Annotated in this window: 21 protein-coding genes; 7 read left to right on the top strand and 14 right to left on the bottom strand. The window is 56.9% G+C overall.

Features of this window, described 5'->3' with window-relative positions; translation table 11 throughout:
• Nucleotides 1-117: 117 nt before the first annotated feature.
• From trmB to DG357_RS18975, 3 genes are read left to right on the top strand one after another with little or no spacing between them, the layout of a single operon-like run.
• On the top strand, nt 118-837 hold the full coding sequence (gene trmB / locus DG357_RS18985) for a tRNA (guanosine(46)-N7)-methyltransferase TrmB (protein ID WP_028014376.1): 720 nt from the start codon (nt 118-120) through the stop codon (nt 835-837).
• Complete coding sequence (locus DG357_RS18980) at nt 837-1,163, top strand: YggL family protein (RefSeq protein ID WP_028014375.1); 327 nt, start codon at nt 837-839, stop codon at nt 1,161-1,163. The genes trmB and DG357_RS18980 overlap by 1 nt, the downstream gene beginning before the upstream one ends.
• Nucleotides 1,164-1,220: 57 nt before the next feature.
• Nucleotides 1,221-1,937: a YggN family protein gene (locus DG357_RS18975; protein WP_041908321.1), complete on the top strand. Its 717-nt coding sequence runs from the start codon at nt 1,221-1,223 to the stop codon at nt 1,935-1,937.
• Nucleotides 1,938-2,141: 204 nt separating this feature from the next.
• On the opposite strand, the gene hemW is transcribed toward DG357_RS18975, so the two are convergent.
• Genes hemW through DG357_RS18950 form a run of 5 tightly spaced genes read right to left on the bottom strand, consistent with a single transcriptional unit; the run spans nt 2,142 to nt 5,456 of the window.
• On the bottom strand, nt 2,142-3,284 hold the full coding sequence (hemW, locus tag DG357_RS18970; RefSeq protein WP_088204257.1) for a radical SAM family heme chaperone HemW: 1,143 nt from the start codon (nt 3,282-3,284) through the stop codon (nt 2,142-2,144).
• Complete coding sequence (locus DG357_RS18965) at nt 3,277-3,870, bottom strand: XTP/dITP diphosphatase (protein WP_010435473.1); 594 nt, start codon at nt 3,868-3,870, stop codon at nt 3,277-3,279. The genes hemW and DG357_RS18965 overlap by 8 nt, the downstream gene beginning before the upstream one ends.
• Before the next feature lie 3 nt (nt 3,871-3,873).
• A complete protein-coding gene (gene yggU, locus DG357_RS18960; RefSeq protein ID WP_047364545.1) occupies nt 3,874-4,170 on the bottom strand; it encodes a DUF167 family protein YggU in 297 nt (98 codons plus the stop codon).
• Nucleotides 4,167-4,733 carry a YggT family protein gene (locus tag DG357_RS18955; RefSeq protein ID WP_045260768.1) on the bottom strand — a complete coding sequence of 189 codons (567 nt, stop codon included), beginning with the start codon at nt 4,731-4,733 and terminating at the stop codon, nt 4,167-4,169. The genes yggU and DG357_RS18955 overlap by 4 nt, the downstream gene beginning before the upstream one ends.
• A gap of 21 nt (nt 4,734-4,754) precedes the next feature.
• Nucleotides 4,755-5,456 carry a YggS family pyridoxal phosphate-dependent enzyme gene (locus tag DG357_RS18950; protein WP_047367421.1) on the bottom strand — a complete coding sequence of 234 codons (702 nt, stop codon included), beginning with the start codon at nt 5,454-5,456 and terminating at the stop codon, nt 4,755-4,757.
• Nucleotides 5,457-5,473: 17 nt separating this feature from the next.
• Here DG357_RS18950 and DG357_RS18945 point away from each other — a divergent pair, with 17 nt between their 5' ends.
• Complete coding sequence (locus DG357_RS18945) at nt 5,474-6,454, top strand: type IV pilus twitching motility protein PilT (protein WP_088204256.1); 981 nt, start codon at nt 5,474-5,476, stop codon at nt 6,452-6,454.
• Nucleotides 6,455-6,463: 9 nt separating this feature from the next.
• On the opposite strand, the gene ruvX is transcribed toward DG357_RS18945, so the two are convergent.
• The 9 genes from ruvX to DG357_RS23230 all read right to left on the bottom strand — a co-directional run bounded on the left by ruvX (nt 6,464) and on the right by DG357_RS23230 (nt 14,008).
• Nucleotides 6,464-6,880 (bottom strand): Holliday junction resolvase RuvX, encoded by a 417-nt coding sequence (gene ruvX / locus DG357_RS18940; RefSeq protein ID WP_021242076.1) that lies wholly within the window; start codon nt 6,878-6,880, stop codon nt 6,464-6,466.
• Complete coding sequence (locus tag DG357_RS18935) at nt 6,880-7,440, bottom strand: YqgE/AlgH family protein (protein ID WP_028014368.1); 561 nt, start codon at nt 7,438-7,440, stop codon at nt 6,880-6,882. The genes ruvX and DG357_RS18935 overlap by 1 nt, the downstream gene beginning before the upstream one ends.
• Nucleotides 7,441-7,514: 74 nt before the next feature.
• Nucleotides 7,515-8,462: a glutathione synthase gene (gshB, locus tag DG357_RS18930; RefSeq protein WP_041908326.1), complete on the bottom strand. Its 948-nt coding sequence runs from the start codon at nt 8,460-8,462 to the stop codon at nt 7,515-7,517.
• 19 nt (nt 8,463-8,481) lie between these two features.
• Complete coding sequence (rsmE, locus tag DG357_RS18925; RefSeq protein ID WP_041908327.1) at nt 8,482-9,213, bottom strand: 16S rRNA (uracil(1498)-N(3))-methyltransferase; 732 nt, start codon at nt 9,211-9,213, stop codon at nt 8,482-8,484.
• A 51-nt stretch (nt 9,214-9,264) separates the two neighbouring features.
• Entirely contained in the window at nt 9,265-9,972 is a 708-nt protein-coding gene (endA, locus tag DG357_RS18920; protein ID WP_028014365.1) for a deoxyribonuclease I, read from the bottom strand.
• A 94-nt stretch (nt 9,973-10,066) separates the two neighbouring features.
• Nucleotides 10,067-10,564: a SprT family zinc-dependent metalloprotease gene (locus DG357_RS18915; RefSeq protein ID WP_088204254.1), complete on the bottom strand. Its 498-nt coding sequence runs from the start codon at nt 10,562-10,564 to the stop codon at nt 10,067-10,069.
• A gap of 58 nt (nt 10,565-10,622) precedes the next feature.
• Entirely contained in the window at nt 10,623-12,020 is a 1,398-nt protein-coding gene (gene galP / locus DG357_RS18910) for a galactose/proton symporter (RefSeq protein WP_041908328.1), read from the bottom strand.
• Between the two features lie 359 nt (nt 12,021-12,379).
• Nucleotides 12,380-13,534, bottom strand: coding sequence for a methionine adenosyltransferase (gene metK, locus DG357_RS18905; protein ID WP_041908329.1), 1,155 nt, complete (start codon nt 13,532-13,534; stop codon nt 12,380-12,382).
• Nucleotides 13,535-13,720: 186 nt separating this feature from the next.
• Entirely contained in the window at nt 13,721-14,008 is a 288-nt protein-coding gene (locus DG357_RS23230; protein ID WP_231940811.1) for a hypothetical protein, read from the bottom strand.
• On the opposite strand from DG357_RS23230, the gene DG357_RS23385 reads away from it, so the two are divergent.
• The 3 genes from DG357_RS23385 to speA all read left to right on the top strand — a co-directional run bounded on the left by DG357_RS23385 (nt 13,960) and on the right by speA (nt 16,314).
• Nucleotides 13,960-14,103: a hypothetical protein gene (locus DG357_RS23385; protein ID WP_420909423.1), complete on the top strand. Its 144-nt coding sequence runs from the start codon at nt 13,960-13,962 to the stop codon at nt 14,101-14,103. The two genes, DG357_RS23230 and DG357_RS23385, sit on opposite strands and share 49 nt — an antisense overlap.
• Nucleotides 14,104-14,197: 94 nt before the next feature.
• Nucleotides 14,198-14,329, top strand: a complete 132-nt coding sequence (yqgB, locus tag DG357_RS18895) for an acid stress response protein YqgB (RefSeq protein ID WP_127312443.1) — start codon at nt 14,198-14,200, stop codon at nt 14,327-14,329.
• An 8-nt stretch (nt 14,330-14,337) separates the two neighbouring features.
• Entirely contained in the window at nt 14,338-16,314 is a 1,977-nt protein-coding gene (gene speA / locus DG357_RS18890) for a biosynthetic arginine decarboxylase (protein WP_045629995.1), read from the top strand.
• Nucleotides 16,315-16,366: the final 52 nt, after the last annotated feature.

The raw sequence follows: 16,366 nt of genomic DNA, 5'->3' as shown, positions 1-16,366 counted from the left end.
CAGATTGCAGCACAGCGTCAATCTGCTGTAAACCGGATCTTTCCCATGCTTGCATAGAAGCCTTAACTTTGGATAATGCCCGTTTCCCGAACATTCTCACAAGCAGACAACTCTTTTATGAAAAACGACGTCATTTCACCGGAATTTGATGAAAACGGTCGCCCGCTGCGCCGTATTCGCAGCTTTGTCCGCCGTCAGGGCCGCCTGACCAAAGGGCAGCAACACGCGCTGGACAACTACTGGCCGGTGATGGGCGTTGAGTTCAGCGAGCAGCCGCTCGACTTTACCGAACTGTTTGGCCGCGACGCGCCCGTCACGCTGGAGATCGGGTTTGGTATGGGCACCTCGCTGGTCACCATGGCGAAAGCGCGCCCGGAGCAGAACTTCCTCGGCATTGAAGTACACTCGCCGGGCGTCGGCGCGTGCCTGGCAACGGCCCACGAAGAGGGCGTTGAGAACCTGCGCGTGATGTGTCACGACGCGGTGGAAGTGCTGCACAAAATGATTCCTGACAATTCTTTGAACATGGTTCAGCTCTTTTTCCCTGACCCATGGCACAAAGCGCGTCATAATAAACGCCGTATCGTTCAGGCACCGTTTGCCGAGCTGGTGAAAAGCAAGCTCAAGCTGGGCGGCGTTTTCCACATGGCGACCGACTGGGAACCGTATGCGGAACACATGCTGGAAGTGATGTCGTCGCTGGACGGGTACAAAAATCAGTCCGAGAGCAACGACTACGTACCGCGTCCGGAATCGCGTCCGGTGACAAAATTTGAACAGCGTGGCCATCGTCTTGGTCACGGCGTATGGGACTTAATGTTCGAGAGGGTGAAATAATGGCAAAGAATCGTAGCCGTCGTCTGCGTAAAAAGATGCACATCGAAGAATTCCAGGAAGTGGGCTTCTCCGTTGCCTGGCGTTTCCCGGAAGGCACCAGCGTTGAGCAGATCGACCAGGACGTTGATGCGTTCATCAACGAGGTGATCGAGCCTAACAAGCTGGCCTTCGACGGTAGCGGCTACCTGGCATGGGAAGGTCTGATCTGCACCCAGGAAGTGGGCAAATGCACCGAAGAACATCAGGCCCTGGTTCGCAAATGGCTTGAAGAGCACAAGCTGGAAGATGTCCGCGTGAGCGAACTTTTCGACGTTTGGTGGGACTAATAAAGCAGTAAGCGGGCCAGCATTAGCTGGCCCATTTTGTCTGAGGGAGTGTTTAAGATGCGCAAAACGTTGCTGGCTGTTGCTTTGATGGCAACCGGATTCACCGCCCATGCGGATTATCAATGTAGCGTCACCCCGCGTGATGACGTGGTGTTAAGCCCGCAAACCGTGCAGGTCAAAGGCGAGAACGGCAATCTGGTGATTACGCCGGAAGGGAACGTCACCTTTAACGGCAAACAGTACAACCTGACTGCCGCACAGCGTGAGCAGGCGAAAGATTATCAGGCCGATTTGCGTACCGCGCTGCCATGGATTAATGAAGGCGCCCTGACGCGCGTCGAAAAGAGCCGCGTCGCGCTGGACAAAATCATCACTAAAGAGGTGGGGGAGAGCAGTAATATGCGCTCCCGCCTTACGAAGCTCGACAAGCAGCTCAAAGAGCAGATGAACCGCATTATCGAGACGCGCTCTGATGGCCTGACGTTCCACTATAAGGCGATCGATCAGGTCCGCGCTGACGGCCAGCAGCTGGTGAACCAGGCGATGGGCGGCATCCTGCAGGACAGCATCAACGAGATGGGCGCCAAAGCCGTGCTGAAAGGCGGCGGTAACCCGCTGCAGGGTGTGCTGGGCAGCCTTGGCGGCTTGCAGACTTCCATTCAGAACGAGTGGAAGAACCAGGAAGATGATTTCCAGCAGTTCGGCAAAGACGTGTGTAAACGCGTGGTGTCGCTGGAAGATAGCCGGAAGGCGCTGGTGGGGACGCTGAAGTAAGTTCCCCTCATCCTGGCCCTCTCCCTTTCAGGGAGAGGGCAGGAGTGAGAGTTGCAGCATTTGCAGCGTCTCAAAGATCCTCTCTTACACCACCTCTTCGTATCCCAGAGTTCGTTGTTCCAGAAAACGAATAATTTCCATCCTCATACTCTGCCAGCCTTTCCCTTAGCTGGCAGAACGGGATGCGAAATCCTGAATCAGCCTTCAGGAATCTTCAGCGAGGAACAGCTCAAGAAGGGAGTTTAAGAACAGCTTGCCGTGCTCGGTGATCTGCCAGCATTCCTCACTCTCGGTGAGATACCCCTTTGCCAGCGCTTCGTCAATCTGCGGACGAATCACCGATTCCGCCAGGCCGGTGTACAGCGAAAACTCCGCGCGCGGCGCGGCTTCCAGCAGGCGGAAACGGTTCATAAAGAACTCAAACGGCTTATCCGCCGCCTCAACGTCGTGCTGACGCTCCAGGTAGCGTCCTTCCATAAATCCGCGCGGGTGGCGGGTTTTGGCGGTGCGAAGGATGCGACCATCCGGGAAGGTCACCTTGCCGTGGGCGCCGCAGCCAATCCCCAGATAATCACCAAAACGCCAGTAGTTCAGGTTGTGCTGACACTGGAAGCCCGGCTTCGCGTAGGCGGACGTTTCATACTGCTGATACCCGGCAGCGGTCAAAAGCGTGTGGCCCTGCTCGAAGATATCCCACAGCGCGTCGTCATCCGGCAGCACCGGCGGGCGGGAGCCGAACAGCGTGTTTGGCTCGATGGTGAGCTGATACCACGACAAATGCGGCGGGTTCAGTTCAATTGCCTGGCGCAGATCGTCCAGCGCCTCTTCCAGCGACTGATCCGGCAGGCCATGCATCAAATCGAGGTTAAAGCTGCGCAGCCCAAGCCCCGTTGCCAGGTTCGCCGCGCGCTTCGCCTCTTCCGGGCCGTGAATGCGACCCAGACGCTTCAGCTTCGGCTCGCTAAAGCTCTGCACGCCGATGGAGATACGGTTCACGCCCGCGCGCTGATAGTCGACAAAACGGTCGGCCTCAACGGTGCCGGGGTTGGCTTCCATCGTAATTTCCGCATCCGCCGCCAGGTTCAGGCGCGCACGCACGCCGTCCAGCAGCGTTTGCATCGCCGGGCCTGACAGCAGGCTCGGCGTACCGCCACCAATGAAAATGGTCTTAACTTCACGTCCCTGTGCGTAAGGTACATCGGCGTCCAGGTCGGCCAGCAGATGCGCAACGTAGTCATCGTGCGGCACTTCGCCCTTCAGCGCGTGCGAATTGAAATCACAGTACGGGCATTTCTGCACGCACCACGGGATATGAATATAAAGACTCAGAGGCGGCAAATTAGCCATTACGTAACGCTTCCAGTAACAGTTTCAGCGCGCGTCCACGGTGGGAAATCGCGCTTTTCTCTTCGCGGGTCAGTTCCGCAGCGGTTTTGCCCTCGGTCGGGACAAAGAAAATCGGGTCGTAGCCAAAGCCGCCGTTGCCCGCCGCTTCACGGGTAATCACGCCCGGCCAGCTGCCGTGACAGACAATCGGCGTCGGGTCTTCCGCATGACGCATGTAGACCAGCACGCAGTGGAACTGCGCGGTACGCTGTTCGTCGGGAACGTCCTTCAGGGCCACGAGCAGCTTTTCCAGATTCTGCTGGTCGGTGGCGTCCACCCCGGAATAGCGCGCGGAGTAAATCCCCGGCGCACCGCCGAGAAAATCCACGGCCAGACCGGAGTCGTCGGCAATCGCGGGCAGGCCGGTTACCTGCGCCGCATGGCGCGCTTTCAGAATGGCGTTTTCGATAAACGTCAGGCCCGTCTCTTCGGCGGACTCCACGCCCAGCTCGGTCTGAGCCACCACGTCCAGCCCAAAATCATTTAATAGCGAGGCCAGCTCGCGCACTTTACCGGCGTTACCGGTCGCGAGAACAACTTTCTGCATGGTTTAGTCCTGTTCTGTCAGAGCCGCGACTTCCGTCGGGATAGATTGCGGATTAAGGATTTTTACCTGTTTATGCCGCCCAAGTTCACCTTTTTCAATGATGACCTGGCTTTTGGCGACGCGAAACTGTTTTGCCAGATATTTGGTCAGATGCGCGTTCGCCTGGCCATCGACCGGTGGGGCGGTGATGGCGACCTTTAGCTCGTCGCCATGCAGCCCAACAATACTGTCACGGCTGGCTTTCGGCTGAATATACAGCCGTAAAACCAGCCCGTCGGTGCAGGTGCTTACTGCACTCATAGCGCCATCCACAGCCCCGGCAGCAGCATATCGCCCGTAGACTGGAGCAGTTCGGCGATCCCCATGTTGATCACATAGAGCAGCAGCACCAGGATCATCGGGGAGAAGTCGATGCCGCCCATGGACGGGAGCAGGTTACGGATCGGACGCAGCAGCGGCTCGGCCAGCTGAATCAAGGCGTACTCTACCGGGCTACGCCCCTGGCTTACCCAGCTCATGATCGCCATCACCAGCAGTACCCAGAAGATCAGCAAACCGACGGTTTTGATCAGAATCAGAACGGCGGCAATCCAGATAATCGGCTGGAAGGTGATGACCATAAACAGCACGATGGCTTTGAGCACGCTCAGAATAAACGCCACCAGCAGCGAAGCGCTGTCGATGGGGCCCATGGCCGGGATAATACGGCGCAGCGGTCCGACAACAGGTTGCGTGATTTTCACGACAAACTGGGAGAACGGATTGTAAAAGTCACAGCGGGCCCACTGCATCCAGACGCGCAGCAAAAGCGCCATCGTGTACAGCTCAATGACCGTTGAGAGCAGGAAAGTCAACGTCTTCATGGCGTTCCTCAGGTTTCCTTATTATTTGGTGTAGTCGCGCGCACCGAAAATGGCTGTGCCGATGCGCACCATAGTGCTGCCTGCCGCGATGGCGGCTTCCATATCATCCGACATGCCCAGTGAAAGCGTGTCTACCGTTTCATAGCGCGCTTTAAGCGCCTCAAATGCTACAGCCATTTGCTGTGCCACGGCAAACTGCCTTTCATAACTTGACTCAGGTGCCGGAATGGCCATCAGCCCGCGCAGGGTTAAGCGCGGCAGGGCGGCCACCTCTGCGGCCAGCGCATCCAGCTCGCTCAGCGCAATGCCGGACTTGCTGTTTTCATCACTGATGTTGATTTGAATCAGCACGTTAAGCGCAGGCATCTCCGCCGGGCGCTGGTCATTCAGACGGGAAGCAATACGCAGACGGTCGATGGTATGGCACCAGTCAAAGTGCTCTGCCACCAGACGGCTTTTGTTCGACTGCAGGGGACCAATAAAGTGCCATTGCAGATCGGACGTCTCCTGCTCCTGGAAGTAGCGAATTTTATCCACACCTTCCTGCACGTAGTTTTCGCCAAACGCCCGGTGACCTGCAGCAATCGCTTCTGCGATGGCGCTCGCAGGCTTGGTTTTGCTGACTGCAAGTAGCGTAATTTCTTCTGAAGCACGGCCGCAACGCGTTGCAGCGGCTGAGATTTTGTCCCGGACCTGTGCCAGGTTATGCGCAATGTCGTTCATTTTCCGAGGAGTAGTCTATGGATGTGGAAGAAATTGTGGCCCTTAGTGTAAAGCATAACGTCTCCGATCTACACCTGTGCAGTGATTCACCACCGCGCTGGCGCAGATTGGGCCGCCTTGAGCCGGCCCCGTTTCCGCCGCCGGATGTCGGGGCGTTGCTAAAGGCGTGGCTCAACGACGAACAGCAGGGCGCATGGTGGGCAAACGGGCAGGTCGATTTTGCCGTGACGGTCACAGGAGACCAGCGTCTGCGCGGCAGTGCGTTTAAGCAGATGAAGGGCATCTCCGTTACCCTGCGGCTGTTGCCGCGTTCCTGTCCGCAGCTCCCTTCGCTTGGGGTGCCGCGCGCTATTCCCGAACTGTTGTCCAGCGACAACGGGTTGATTCTGGTAACGGGAGCGACCGGCAGCGGTAAATCCACCACGCTGGCCGCAATGATCGACTTCCTCAACCGCCATACTGACGGCCATATCCTCACGCTTGAAGATCCGGTGGAGTTTATGTACCAGAGTGAACGTTGCCTGATTCAGCAGCGGGAGATAGGCCAGCACAGCCCGTCATTTGCAGAGGCGCTGCGCAGTGCGTTACGCGAGGACCCGGACGTTATTTTGCTGGGGGAGCTGCGCGACAGCGAAACGATCCGCCTGGCGCTGACGGCGGCGGAGACCGGGCATCTGGTGCTGGCGACGCTGCACACGCGCGGGGCAGCACAGGCGATTGAACGGCTGGTCGATACGTTCCCGGCGCAGGAGAAAGATCCGGTGCGTAACCAGCTGGCTGGCAGCCTGCGGGCAGTGCTGGCGCAAAAGCTGCTTCCCGATCTTCAGGGCGGGCGCGTCGCGCTGTACGAGCTGCTGGTAAACACCGCGGCGGCGGCGAATCTGATTCGTGAGGGGAAGACGTGGCAGCTGCCCGGCATCATTCAAACCGGCCAGCAGGCGGGAATGCAGAACTTTGACCAGAGCCTGGCGGAGAGACGGGCACAGGGGCGGCTTTAGGCCCCTGCGTTAAAAGCCCTGTTCGAAGTAGCTTTCGAGGATGATAACGGCTGAAGCGGAGTCTACGCTGCCTTTGTTAAGCGCCCGGAAGCCACCGTGTTCAAACAGGCCTGCACGCGCTTCGACGGTGCTGAGACGCTCGTCGTGAAGCTTCACGGAGACGCCAAAGCGGCCATGGATTTTATTGGCGAATTTACGCGCGCGGGCGGTAAGCGGTTGCTCGGTGCCGTCCATGTTCAGCGGCAGGCCGACAATCACGTCGTCCGGCTGCCACTCTTTGAGCAGGCGCTCAATAAGGTTCCAGTCCGGCGTGCCGTCGTTAGCTTTCAGCGCCGTGAGCGGGCGGGCGGTGCCGGTGATCCGTTGACCCACGGCGACGCCGATGCTTTTGGTGCCGAAGTCGAAGGCGAGAAGGGTGCCGCTCATTACGCGTGCCCCGCTACGCCAGGCATGGTCAGAATATCAATGCCAATCAGCTTTGCCGCATCACGCCAGCGATCGGCAATAGGGGTTTTAAACAGAATATTCATGTCCGCAGGTGCGGTAAGCCAGGCGTTATCGAGGATCTCTTGCTCAAGCTGGCCTTTCTCCCACGACGAATAGCCCAGCGCCACCAGCACTTCGGAAGGCTGCTCAGCGGTGCCCAGCGTTTCAAGCACGTCGCGCGAGGTGGTGATCACGGTGTTATCGGAGATGCGAATGCTGGAAGAGAATACCGGCGGGGTATGCAGGATAAAGCCGCGATCTTCGGCAAGAGGTCCACCCAGCATCACCGGTTTATCAAGCCGGATTTCCGGCAGGCGCGCTTCAGCCGAGATTTTCAGCTTGTCCAGAATCCCTTCAACCTGCAGGTTTTCCAGCGGTTTGTTGATGATAATACCCATCGCGCCGTCTTCATTGTATTCACAAATATAAACCACGGCGCGGCGAAAAATCGGATCCTGGAGAGCAGGCATGGCAATAAGAAAGTGATGCTGTAAATTCATTGTCAGAGGTACTGTTTCCTGGTTTAAAAAGCGACAGCGCCCAGTATGGGGATAAACCCAGGCGCTGTCACAGTTTATTTCTGTAAACGTTTTTCGATAGCGTCCATCAGCATTCCGGTGATCGAGATCGGGAACTCCGCTTCGATTTCGCGAATGCAGGTTGGGCTGGTGACGTTAACTTCAGTCAGGCGATCGCCGATGATATCCAGGCCAACAAAGATCAGGCCTTTGGCTTTCAGCGTTGGGCCAACGCGGCGGGCAATTTCCCAGTCGCTTTCGGTTAGCGGGCGCGGCTCGCCGCGGCCACCTGCCGCCAGGTTACCGCGGGTTTCGCCTCCCTGTGGGATACGCGCCAGGCAGTAAGGCACCGGCTCACCGTCCACGACCAGCACGCGCTTATCGCCATCTTTGATCGCTGGAATATAGTTTTGCGCCATGCAGTAACGCGTGCCCAGCTCGGTCAGCGTTTCGGCAATCACGCCAATGTTCGGGTCGCCTTCCTTCACGCGGAAAATAGACGCGCCGCCCATGCCGTCTAGCGGCTTCATGATGATGTCGCCGTGCTTCTGCCAGAATTCTTTCAGCTGCGTTTTGCTGCGGGTGACCAGCGTTTCCGGCGTCAGGTCAGAGAACCAGGCGGTGTAAAGCTTCTCGTTGCAGTCGCGCAGGCTCTGCGGCTTGTTGACGATCAGCGTCCCTTTCTCTTCGGCACGCTCAAGGATGTAGGTGCTATAGATGTATTCGGTGTCAAACGGCGGATCTTTACGCATCAGGATAACGTTGAGGTCGGCCAGGGCAATGTCCTGCTCGGTGCCGAATTCGTACCATTTGTCGTAGTTCTGCTCGACGTTAACGATGCGGGTGCGTGCACGGGCTTCACCGTTGATCAGATAAAGATCGTTCATCTCCATATAGTGGAGCTCATAGCCACGACGCTGCGCTTCCAGCAGCATGGCGAAGCTGGAATCTTTCTTGATGTTAATGTTTGCGATGGGATCCATCACGATGCCGAGCTTTATCATGTTCTTCTCCGTTAATACTTCAACCCAGATCGCCAAACCGTACCTGTAGCGCGGTTATGGCCGTGAGTGCCGTTGTCTCAGTGCGCAGAACGCGAGGTCCCAACAGAATATCAGTAAACTGGTAGCGCGCCGTCATCGCAATTTCGTCCGCCGACAGGCCGCCTTCGGGACCAATCAGCAGGCGTACGCGCTCAACGGGCAGCGGCAGCGTATTGATGCTGGCGCTGGCGCGCGGATGAAGATTGAGCTTCAGCCCGCTATCCTCTTCTGCACACCAGTCCTCCAGATCCATCGCCGGGCGGATCTCCGGAATACGGTTGCGGCCGCTCTGTTCGCAGGCCGCAATGGCGATTTTCTGCCACTGCTGGATCTTTTTGTTCAGACGTTCCGCATCCAGTTTAACGCCACAGCGCTCGGAAAAAAGTGGCGTAATGAGGCTTACACCCAGCTCAATGGATTTTTGAATGGTGAACTCCATCTTTTCTCCGCGCGACATCACCTGCCCAAGGTGGATATGCAGCGGCGATTCACGGTCGTCCACTTCGCCGCGCAAGACATTCACATGCACGCTTTTTTTATCCGCCCGCGTGATTTCCGCGTCGAAAACCTGATTCGAGCCGTCGAACAGCTGTATTGCCTGGCCAGCCCCCATGCGCAGCACGCGGCCGACGTGGTTGGCGGCGTCGTCAGACAGGGCGATTTCGCGGCCTGCGGTAATCAGTTCAGGGTGGTAAATGCGGGGAATGCGCATAGTCAAAAATTCCATATGTCATGCGGTATAAGCGAATTGCCGTAGTGTAGGTTAGCTCTTTTGCGCCTGGCAAGCCCGCTGGACGTAAGGGTTATGATTCCCCTGGACTCTGGCGATACGTTCGTCGCGCTGGCATTCCCATTCCGTCACCGGATACTGCTTATCCCAGGCATTGAACAGCTGCGTCTGCTGGCGTGAAAGGTTGAGGTCATAACGGTCACGCATGTAGAAGTAGGTGCGGGCGATGCTGCCGCGCGCGCGGGCAGGGGGCTCGGCGACTTTCTCTTTGAAATCTACCTTCATACCGCACTGGCCATACTGGCCTTCGCCACCGTTCCACTGGCTGTACATGAAATTGCCGCGGTCGCCGTTCACTTCACCAACCGCAGGCTGCAGGTTATGCATGTCGCTTTCCATCTGGCGATAAACCGGATCTTTGGCGCAGTTTTTACGTCCGCCGTCCTGCCAGCACTGGCGCTGGTGACCAAACTGCCAGGCCGGAACGACATGCTCCCACTCGATGCGGCTGGCGCGGTTTTCGTTTTTACGCACCTTATAGCCGCAGGATTCGAGGTCAACGACCCCTTTTTTGCCCTGCCAGTTAATTTTGCAGCCGCAGTAGAAATCGCCCGGCACATCGGCGTTCACCTTCACGCCTGCTGCCTTGGCCTGGGAAAAACTGTTGATACCGTCGGCCAGGGCCTGACCGGAAAGCGCCGTCGCCAGAAAAGCGACCGCGAGAGAAACATTACGGGACATCTTACACTCCGTGTCAAAACGAGCCCGCAACGTAACGAATGTTGTTCCTGTATGCAATCAGTCAGATCAGGAAAGTTCCTGAAAGTTCAGGTGATTACTCTGCAATCAGCGGTTCGCCGCATTTGACGCAGCGGTAGGTCGCCTCGCCGCGCACCACGCGGTTATGGCGGCGGACGGTAAGCTGGTGCTGCTGGCACTGGCAGCGGTAGGGGAAGGTATTGCGGCGCACCGATTCCAGCTCAAACTGATGGGTGCGGCGCGCCGGAACCTCAAGCACCGCCTCCATCATCCATTTCCACTCTTTTCCGTGCGGCGCGACGCGTCCGAAGTGTTTCCACACCAGCAGGTGCGCCAGCTCGTGCGGCACCACTTCTTCAATAAACGCCTGCTGGTTTTCCATCATCAGCACCGGGTTCAGGCGGATCTCGTACGATTCCAGCCAGGCGGTGCCGGCTGCGGTGCCGCGCTGCTGATAGACCAGCTTCGGTTCAGGGTAATTGCGGCCGAGTTTCAGATTCGCCTGGGCAAGTTTTTCCCGCAGGCTGCGCATAACGGCTTGCTGAATGGCGATGGGGAGACGGGGAGCTTTCATAGGGGCAGAGCATAAAGCGGGAAGCGGGGAGGCGCAAGAGGCGCCTCCCGCAAGAGGATTAGTCGTGGGCGCCGATTTCGCGCAGCGGACGACCTTTCATCAGGTTACGTTCAATATGTTCCAGAGAAACATGTTTGGTTTCTGGAACCAGCCAGACGGTCAGCACAATAAAGAAGATATTCAGACCGGCGTAGACCCAGAAGGTGTTGGCATTGCCCAGGGTGTTGAGCATGGTCAGGAACGTTGCGCCGACGATCATGTTGGCAATCCAGTTGGTTGCGGTAGAGCAGGTGATACCAAAATCACGCCCTTTCAGCGGCTGGATTTCAGAGCACAGTACCCAAATCAGCGGACCGGCGCTCATCGCAAACCCGACGATAAACATCAGCAGCATACCCACCGCGAAGTACTGGGCGGTTGGGGAGTGGATGCCCACATGCATCATCGTACCGAGAACGCCCATACCCGTCGCCATCACCAGGAAGCCCAGGGTCAGGGTTGGCTTACGACCCCAGCGGTCCACCAGGCCGATGGCGATAAAGGTCGCCAGCACGTTGGTTAGGCCCACAATAACTGTGCCCCACATCTGCTCGGTGGTGTTGGTGTAGCCCGCCAGTTCAAAGATTTTTGGCGCGTAGTACATGATGACGTTCATCCCGGTGAACTGCTGCATCACCTGCAGCAGCACGCCGAGGAACACCGCCCGACGGAAGTTGCTGTTCTCTTTAAACAGCGCCCAGCCGGATTGTTTTACCTTCAGGCTTTCGCGGATCTCTTCCAGCTCGTTTTTCGCTTCCGCGCTGGTATCGCGCAGGCGGAGCAGCACGCGTTCGGCATCAACGAAGCGACGTTTGGCGGCAAACCAGCGCGGGCTGTCCGGCAGGAAGAAGACGCCAATCAGCAGCAGAATAGCCGGGATGATGATCACGCCGAGCATCCAGCGCCATGCGCCGCTGTAGCTGAACGCGGTATCGGACAGGTAAGCGCCGAGAATACCGATGGTGATCATCAGCTGGTACATGGAAATCATACTGCCGCGGATTTTCTCCGGCGCAATTTCGGAGAGGTAGAGCGGGGCGGTGTAAGACGCCACGCCCACCGCAAGGCCCAGCAGCACGCGGGAAAGAATAAGCACTTCAACGTTAGGGGCGGCAGCGGAGAAGAGCGAACCGGCGACGAAGAGGATCGCACCGATCATCAGGCTCTTTTTGCGTCCGAGCTTGAAGGAGAGCCAGCCGCTGCCGACGGCCCCAACGGCCGCACCGAACATCATGGAGCTAACCACCCATTCCTGAGTATGCGCGTTAATCTGGAATTCGTCTGCGATGAAGGGAAGAGCGCCGGCAATGACGCCGATATCCAGGCCAAAGAGTAATCCTGCCAGGGCGGCGAGGAAGCAGACGAAGAAAGTCATCGCCTTGTTGGACGTACGCCCCTGTTTTTTATTGTCAGGCATTATGCCCTCCAGTTGGGTTATCAGTTTTATTGATGATAAGGGTAGGTGAGCGACCCGTAAAAATATGTGAGATTAATCACAATGGTGTAATCGGTTACACTAACGTGCAACCGTAAAAATTATTAAAGCTTTGAAAATATAGAGGTAAACGAGGTGATGCGCATCGCGTTTGTTTGAATTTCAGACTTAACTGAAAGGAAATGTAACAGCAGAAGAAAGGCGATCATGCAAAGAGATTATTCTGAAAGCGGAGTGGTGCCGGTGCGGTGTAATCGCTTTCAATTGTGCGGCTTTAGCCGCCCCCCGACATAAAAAAAGCCAGCACAAAGGCTGGCCTGTTTAATACTCTCGGCTGTCGATTACTTCAGACCGGCAGCTTCACGCAGCAGAGCGGCTTTGTCGGTTTTTTCCCATGGGAAATGTTCACGACCAAAGTGACCGTATGCAGCGGTTTCCTGGTAGATTGGGTGCAGCAGATCCAGCATCTGAATCAGGCCGTATGGACGCAGGTCGAAGAACTCGCGCACCAGCAGGGTCAGCTGTTCTGAAGGCACTTTCTCCGTACCGAAGGTTTCCACCATGATGGAGGTTGGCTCAGCCACGCCGATTGCGTAGGAAACCTGAATTTCACAGCGGTCAGCCAGGCCGGCAGCAACGATATTTTTCGCTACATAGCGCGCAGCATAGGCGGCAGAACGGTCAACTTTAGACGGATCTTTACCGGAGAACGCGCCGCCACCGTGACGCGCCATGCCGCCGTAGGTATCAACGATGATTTTACGACCGGTCAGGCCGCAGTCGCCCATTGGGCCGCCGATAACAAAGCGTCCGGTTGGGTTGATGAAGAATTTGGTTGCTGAGCTCAGCCATTCGGTCGGCAGTACCGGCTTGATGATCTCTTCCATCACTGCTTCTTGCAGGGATTTCTGATCGATCTCTTCGGCATGCTGGGTAGACAGCACCACCGCGTCAATACCGACGATTTTGCCGTCGTCGTACTGGAAGGTGACCTGGCTTTTCGCATCCGGGCGCAGCCACGGCAGGGTGCCGTTTTTACGCACTTCAGCCTGACGCTGCACCAGACGGTGTGCGTAGGTCACAGGTGCTGGCATCAGCACGTCGGTTTCGTTGGTTGCATAACCGAACATCAGGCCCTGGTCGCCCGCGCCTTGTTCCAGCGGATCGGCACGGTCAACGCCCTGGTTAATGTCCGGAGACTGCTTGCCAATCGCGCTCAGTACCGCGCAGGAGTTGGCATCAAAGCCCATATCAGAATGCACATAGCCGATCTCACGCACCGTGTTACGGGTGATCTCTTCGATATCAACCCATGCGCTGGTGGTGATCTCACCGCCAACCAGAACCATGCCGGTTTTGACATAGGTTTCACACGCTACGCGCGCTTTAGGATCCTGCGCCAGGATCGCATCCAGCACCGCATCGGAGATTTGGTCAGCAATTTTATCAGGATGTCCTTCTGATACGGACTCGGACGTAAACAGGTGTTTTGCCATGTTTTATTTCACCTAAGAGGAATTTGGTTAGCTCAAGCTGCTGTGTGGAATAGCCAAAGGAGATAATTCTACCAAGGCCTGCAGGTTTTTGACACTGGCAGTATGAGTGTTAATCAGTATAGATGGATTAACATCTGGATGGCTATTTTAGGTCACTTCTTCGCCCGATTTCCAGTTTTTTTTGATTCATCTCTCACTGCGTTGAAATGGCTGCTGGAAATTTTTCCTGACGCTGCTGGCAACACGCGTATTTTTGTTTTGCTTTTTAGCCCCCTTCTCGGTATAAAACGCGGCGCGCGGCTCATATAAAATCAGCGCTCGATGAATACATCGTGTCGCCACTTCCAGCCGGGTTAAGCAGTGAACTTTTAGCTTTGGCTTGGGGTCCGTTTCATCAGAGGCGGCCGTGGAGGTGATACGAGATAATGAACCATCGTTTTCCGCTAAATCAGCGCTGCCGTTCTGGCGCGCCATTGATTCCCGCAACCCGCATTTCTAGTCTGCAAACCTGCCGATGTTATACCCATCTCGGCGCTTCTCAGGATTCAAGGGCCGGTTACGCTCTGTGAAAACTGAACAAGGGCGCTCTTGTTAATACAAGAGTTTTCTCGTGGTTTCGCCGAACCTTGTCATACAGAGTTCGGATACGTGTTTTACAATGATATGAATAAGAAACCGGTCGCACGGTCTGGATTTCAGCATACTCTGCTGGGAAACGGAGCCGTTTATGGGTTGTTATCGCCGTATAACGCTGCGATAGTAGTCAACTGTTTTACACTTAATACAAAGAGTTGAGGTTCGCTATGTCTGACGACATGTCTTCTTTTTCGCCTTCGTCAGCGGGCGAACAGGGTGTACTACGTTCTATGCAGGAGGTTGCGATGAGCTCCCAGGAAGCCAGCAAGATGCTGCGCACTTACAATATTGCCTGGTGGGGCAATAACTACTACGACGTCAACGAACTGGGCCACATCAGCGTCTGCCCGGACCCGGACGTCCCTGAAGCGCGCGTGGATCTCGCTAAGCTGGTGAAAGCCCGTGAAGCGCAGGGCCAGCGTTTGCCTGCACTGTTCTGCTTCCCGCAGATCCTGCAACATCGCCTGCGTTCCATTAACGCCGCGTTCAAGCGCGCGCGTGAATCCTACGGCTATAACGGCGACTACTTCCTGGTTTACCCGATCAAGGTGAACCAGCACCGCCGCGTAATCGAATCCCTGATCCACTCCGGCGAACCGCTGGGACTGGAAGCAGGCTCCAAAGCGGAGCTGATGGCGGTTCTGGCGCACGCGGGCATGACCCGGTCGGTGATCGTCTGTAACGGCTATAAAGACCGCGAATACATTCGTCTGGCGCTGATTGGCGAGAAGATGGGCCACAAGGTCTATCTGGTTATCGAGAAGATGACCGAAATTGCCATCGTGCTGGAAGAGGCCGAGCGTCTGAACGTTATTCCACGCCTCGGCGTACGTGCGCGTCTGGCGTCGCAGGGTTCCGGTAAATGGCAGTCTTCCGGCGGTGAAAAATCCAAGTTCGGCCTCGCGGCGAACCAGGTGCTGCAGCTGGTGGAGATCCTGCGCGAGCGCGGTCGTCTGGACAGCATTCAGCTGCTGCACTTCCACCTCGGCTCGCAGATGGCCAATATTCGCGACATCGCCACCGGCGTGCGTGAGTCCGCGCGTTTCTACGTTGAGCTGCACAAGCTTGGCGTGAATATTCAGTGCTTCGACGTGGGCGGTGGCCTGGGCGTGGACTACGAAGGAACCCGCTCGCAGTCCGACTGCTCGGTGAACTACGGCCTGAACGAATACGCCAACAACATCATCTGGGCGATTGGCGATGCCTGCGAAGAGCACGGCCTGCCGCACCCGACAGTGATCACCGAATCTGGCCGCGCGGTTACCGCGCACCATACGGTGCTGGTGTCTAACATCATCGGCGTCGAGCGCAGCGAAATCACCGAAGCTACGCCTCCGGCAGACGATGCCCCACGTTCCCTGCAAAGCATGTGGGAAACCTGGCAGGAGATGCACGAGCCGGGCACGCGCCGTTCCCTGCGCGAATGGCTGCACGACAGCCAGATGGATCTGCACGATATTCACGTCGGCTACTCTTCGGGCACCTTCAGCCTGCAGGAGCGCGCGTGGGCGGAGCAGCTCTATCTGAACATGTGCCATGAAGTGCAGAAGCAGCTCGACCCGAGCAACCGCGCGCATCGTCCGATTATCGACGAGTTGCAGGAGCGTATGGCGGACAAAATGTACGTCAACTTCTCCCTGTTCCAGTCGATGCCGGATGCCTGGGGGATCGACCAGCTGTTCCCGGTTCTGCCGCTGGAAGGGCTGAACCACGCTCCGGAACGTCGCGCGGTGCTGCTGGACATCACCTGTGACTCTGACGGCGCGATTGATCACTACGTTGACGGTGACGGTATCGCAACGACGATGCCAATGCCGGAATACGACCCGGAGAACCCGCCAATGCTGGGCTTCTTTATGGTCGGGGCGTATCAGGAGATCCTCGGCAACATGCACAACCTGTTCGGCGATACCGAAGCGGTTGACGTGTTTGTCTTCCCTGATGGCAGCGTCGAGGTTGAACTGTCCGATGAAGGGGACACCGTGGCGGATATGCTGGAATACGTGCAGCTGGATCCGAAAAAACTGCTCACCCAGTTCCGCGACCAGGTGAAAAACACCGGTCTGGACGACGCGCTGCAGCAGCAGTTCCTGGAAGAGTTTGAAGCGGGTCTGTACGGGTACACCTACCTGGAAGACGAGTAGTAAAACCTCCCTCTCCCGGTGGGAGAGGGTTGGGGTGAGGGCATCAGACCGA

It is taken from the genome of Enterobacter bugandensis (assembly GCF_900324475.1).
Classification (GTDB): Bacteria; Pseudomonadota; Gammaproteobacteria; order Enterobacterales; family Enterobacteriaceae; genus Enterobacter; species Enterobacter bugandensis.
Note: the sequence above shows the minus strand (reverse complement) of the source record. Positions and strands in the feature narration are given on the sequence as shown.

Bases quoted from the DNA above. Each gene is read 5' to 3' on its own strand.
- DG357_RS18955 (WP_045260768.1), bottom strand. From the start codon at position 4,733: ATGAAGACGTTGACTTTCCTGCTCTCAACGGTCATTGAGCTGTACACG.
- metK (WP_041908329.1), bottom strand. From the start codon at position 13,534: ATGGCAAAACACCTGTTTACGTCCGAGTCCGTATCAGAAGGACATCCT.
- galP (WP_041908328.1), bottom strand. From the start codon at position 12,020: ATGCCTGACAATAAAAAACAGGGGCGTACGTCCAACAAGGCGATGACT.
- DG357_RS18945 (WP_088204256.1), top strand. From the start codon at position 5,474: ATGGATGTGGAAGAAATTGTGGCCCTTAGTGTAAAGCATAACGTCTCC.
- DG357_RS18980 (WP_028014375.1), top strand. From the start codon at position 837: ATGGCAAAGAATCGTAGCCGTCGTCTGCGTAAAAAGATGCACATCGAA.
- endA (WP_028014365.1), bottom strand. From the start codon at position 9,972: ATGTCCCGTAATGTTTCTCTCGCGGTCGCTTTTCTGGCGACGGCGCTT.
- DG357_RS23230 (WP_231940811.1), bottom strand. From the start codon at position 14,008: ATGGCGCGCCAGAACGGCAGCGCTGATTTAGCGGAAAACGATGGTTCA.
- trmB (WP_028014376.1), top strand. From the start codon at position 118: ATGAAAAACGACGTCATTTCACCGGAATTTGATGAAAACGGTCGCCCG.
- DG357_RS18950 (WP_047367421.1), bottom strand. From the start codon at position 5,456: ATGAACGACATTGCGCATAACCTGGCACAGGTCCGGGACAAAATCTCA.
- rsmE (WP_041908327.1), bottom strand. From the start codon at position 9,213: ATGCGCATTCCCCGCATTTACCACCCTGAACTGATTACCGCAGGCCGC.
- gshB (WP_041908326.1), bottom strand. From the start codon at position 8,462: ATGATAAAGCTCGGCATCGTGATGGATCCCATCGCAAACATTAACATC.
- DG357_RS18915 (WP_088204254.1), bottom strand. From the start codon at position 10,564: ATGAAAGCTCCCCGTCTCCCCATCGCCATTCAGCAAGCCGTTATGCGC.
- DG357_RS23385 (WP_420909423.1), top strand. From the start codon at position 13,960: ATGAACCATCGTTTTCCGCTAAATCAGCGCTGCCGTTCTGGCGCGCCA.
- DG357_RS18975 (WP_041908321.1), top strand. From the start codon at position 1,221: ATGCGCAAAACGTTGCTGGCTGTTGCTTTGATGGCAACCGGATTCACC.
- DG357_RS18965 (WP_010435473.1), bottom strand. From the start codon at position 3,870: ATGCAGAAAGTTGTTCTCGCGACCGGTAACGCCGGTAAAGTGCGCGAG.
- yqgB (WP_127312443.1), top strand. From the start codon at position 14,198: ATGAATAAGAAACCGGTCGCACGGTCTGGATTTCAGCATACTCTGCTG.
- hemW (WP_088204257.1), bottom strand. From the start codon at position 3,284: ATGGCTAATTTGCCGCCTCTGAGTCTTTATATTCATATCCCGTGGTGC.
- speA (WP_045629995.1), top strand. From the start codon at position 14,338: ATGTCTGACGACATGTCTTCTTTTTCGCCTTCGTCAGCGGGCGAACAG.
- DG357_RS18935 (WP_028014368.1), bottom strand. From the start codon at position 7,440: ATGAATTTACAGCATCACTTTCTTATTGCCATGCCTGCTCTCCAGGAT.
- ruvX (WP_021242076.1), bottom strand. From the start codon at position 6,880: ATGAGCGGCACCCTTCTCGCCTTCGACTTCGGCACCAAAAGCATCGGC.
- yggU (WP_047364545.1), bottom strand. From the start codon at position 4,170: ATGAGTGCAGTAAGCACCTGCACCGACGGGCTGGTTTTACGGCTGTAT.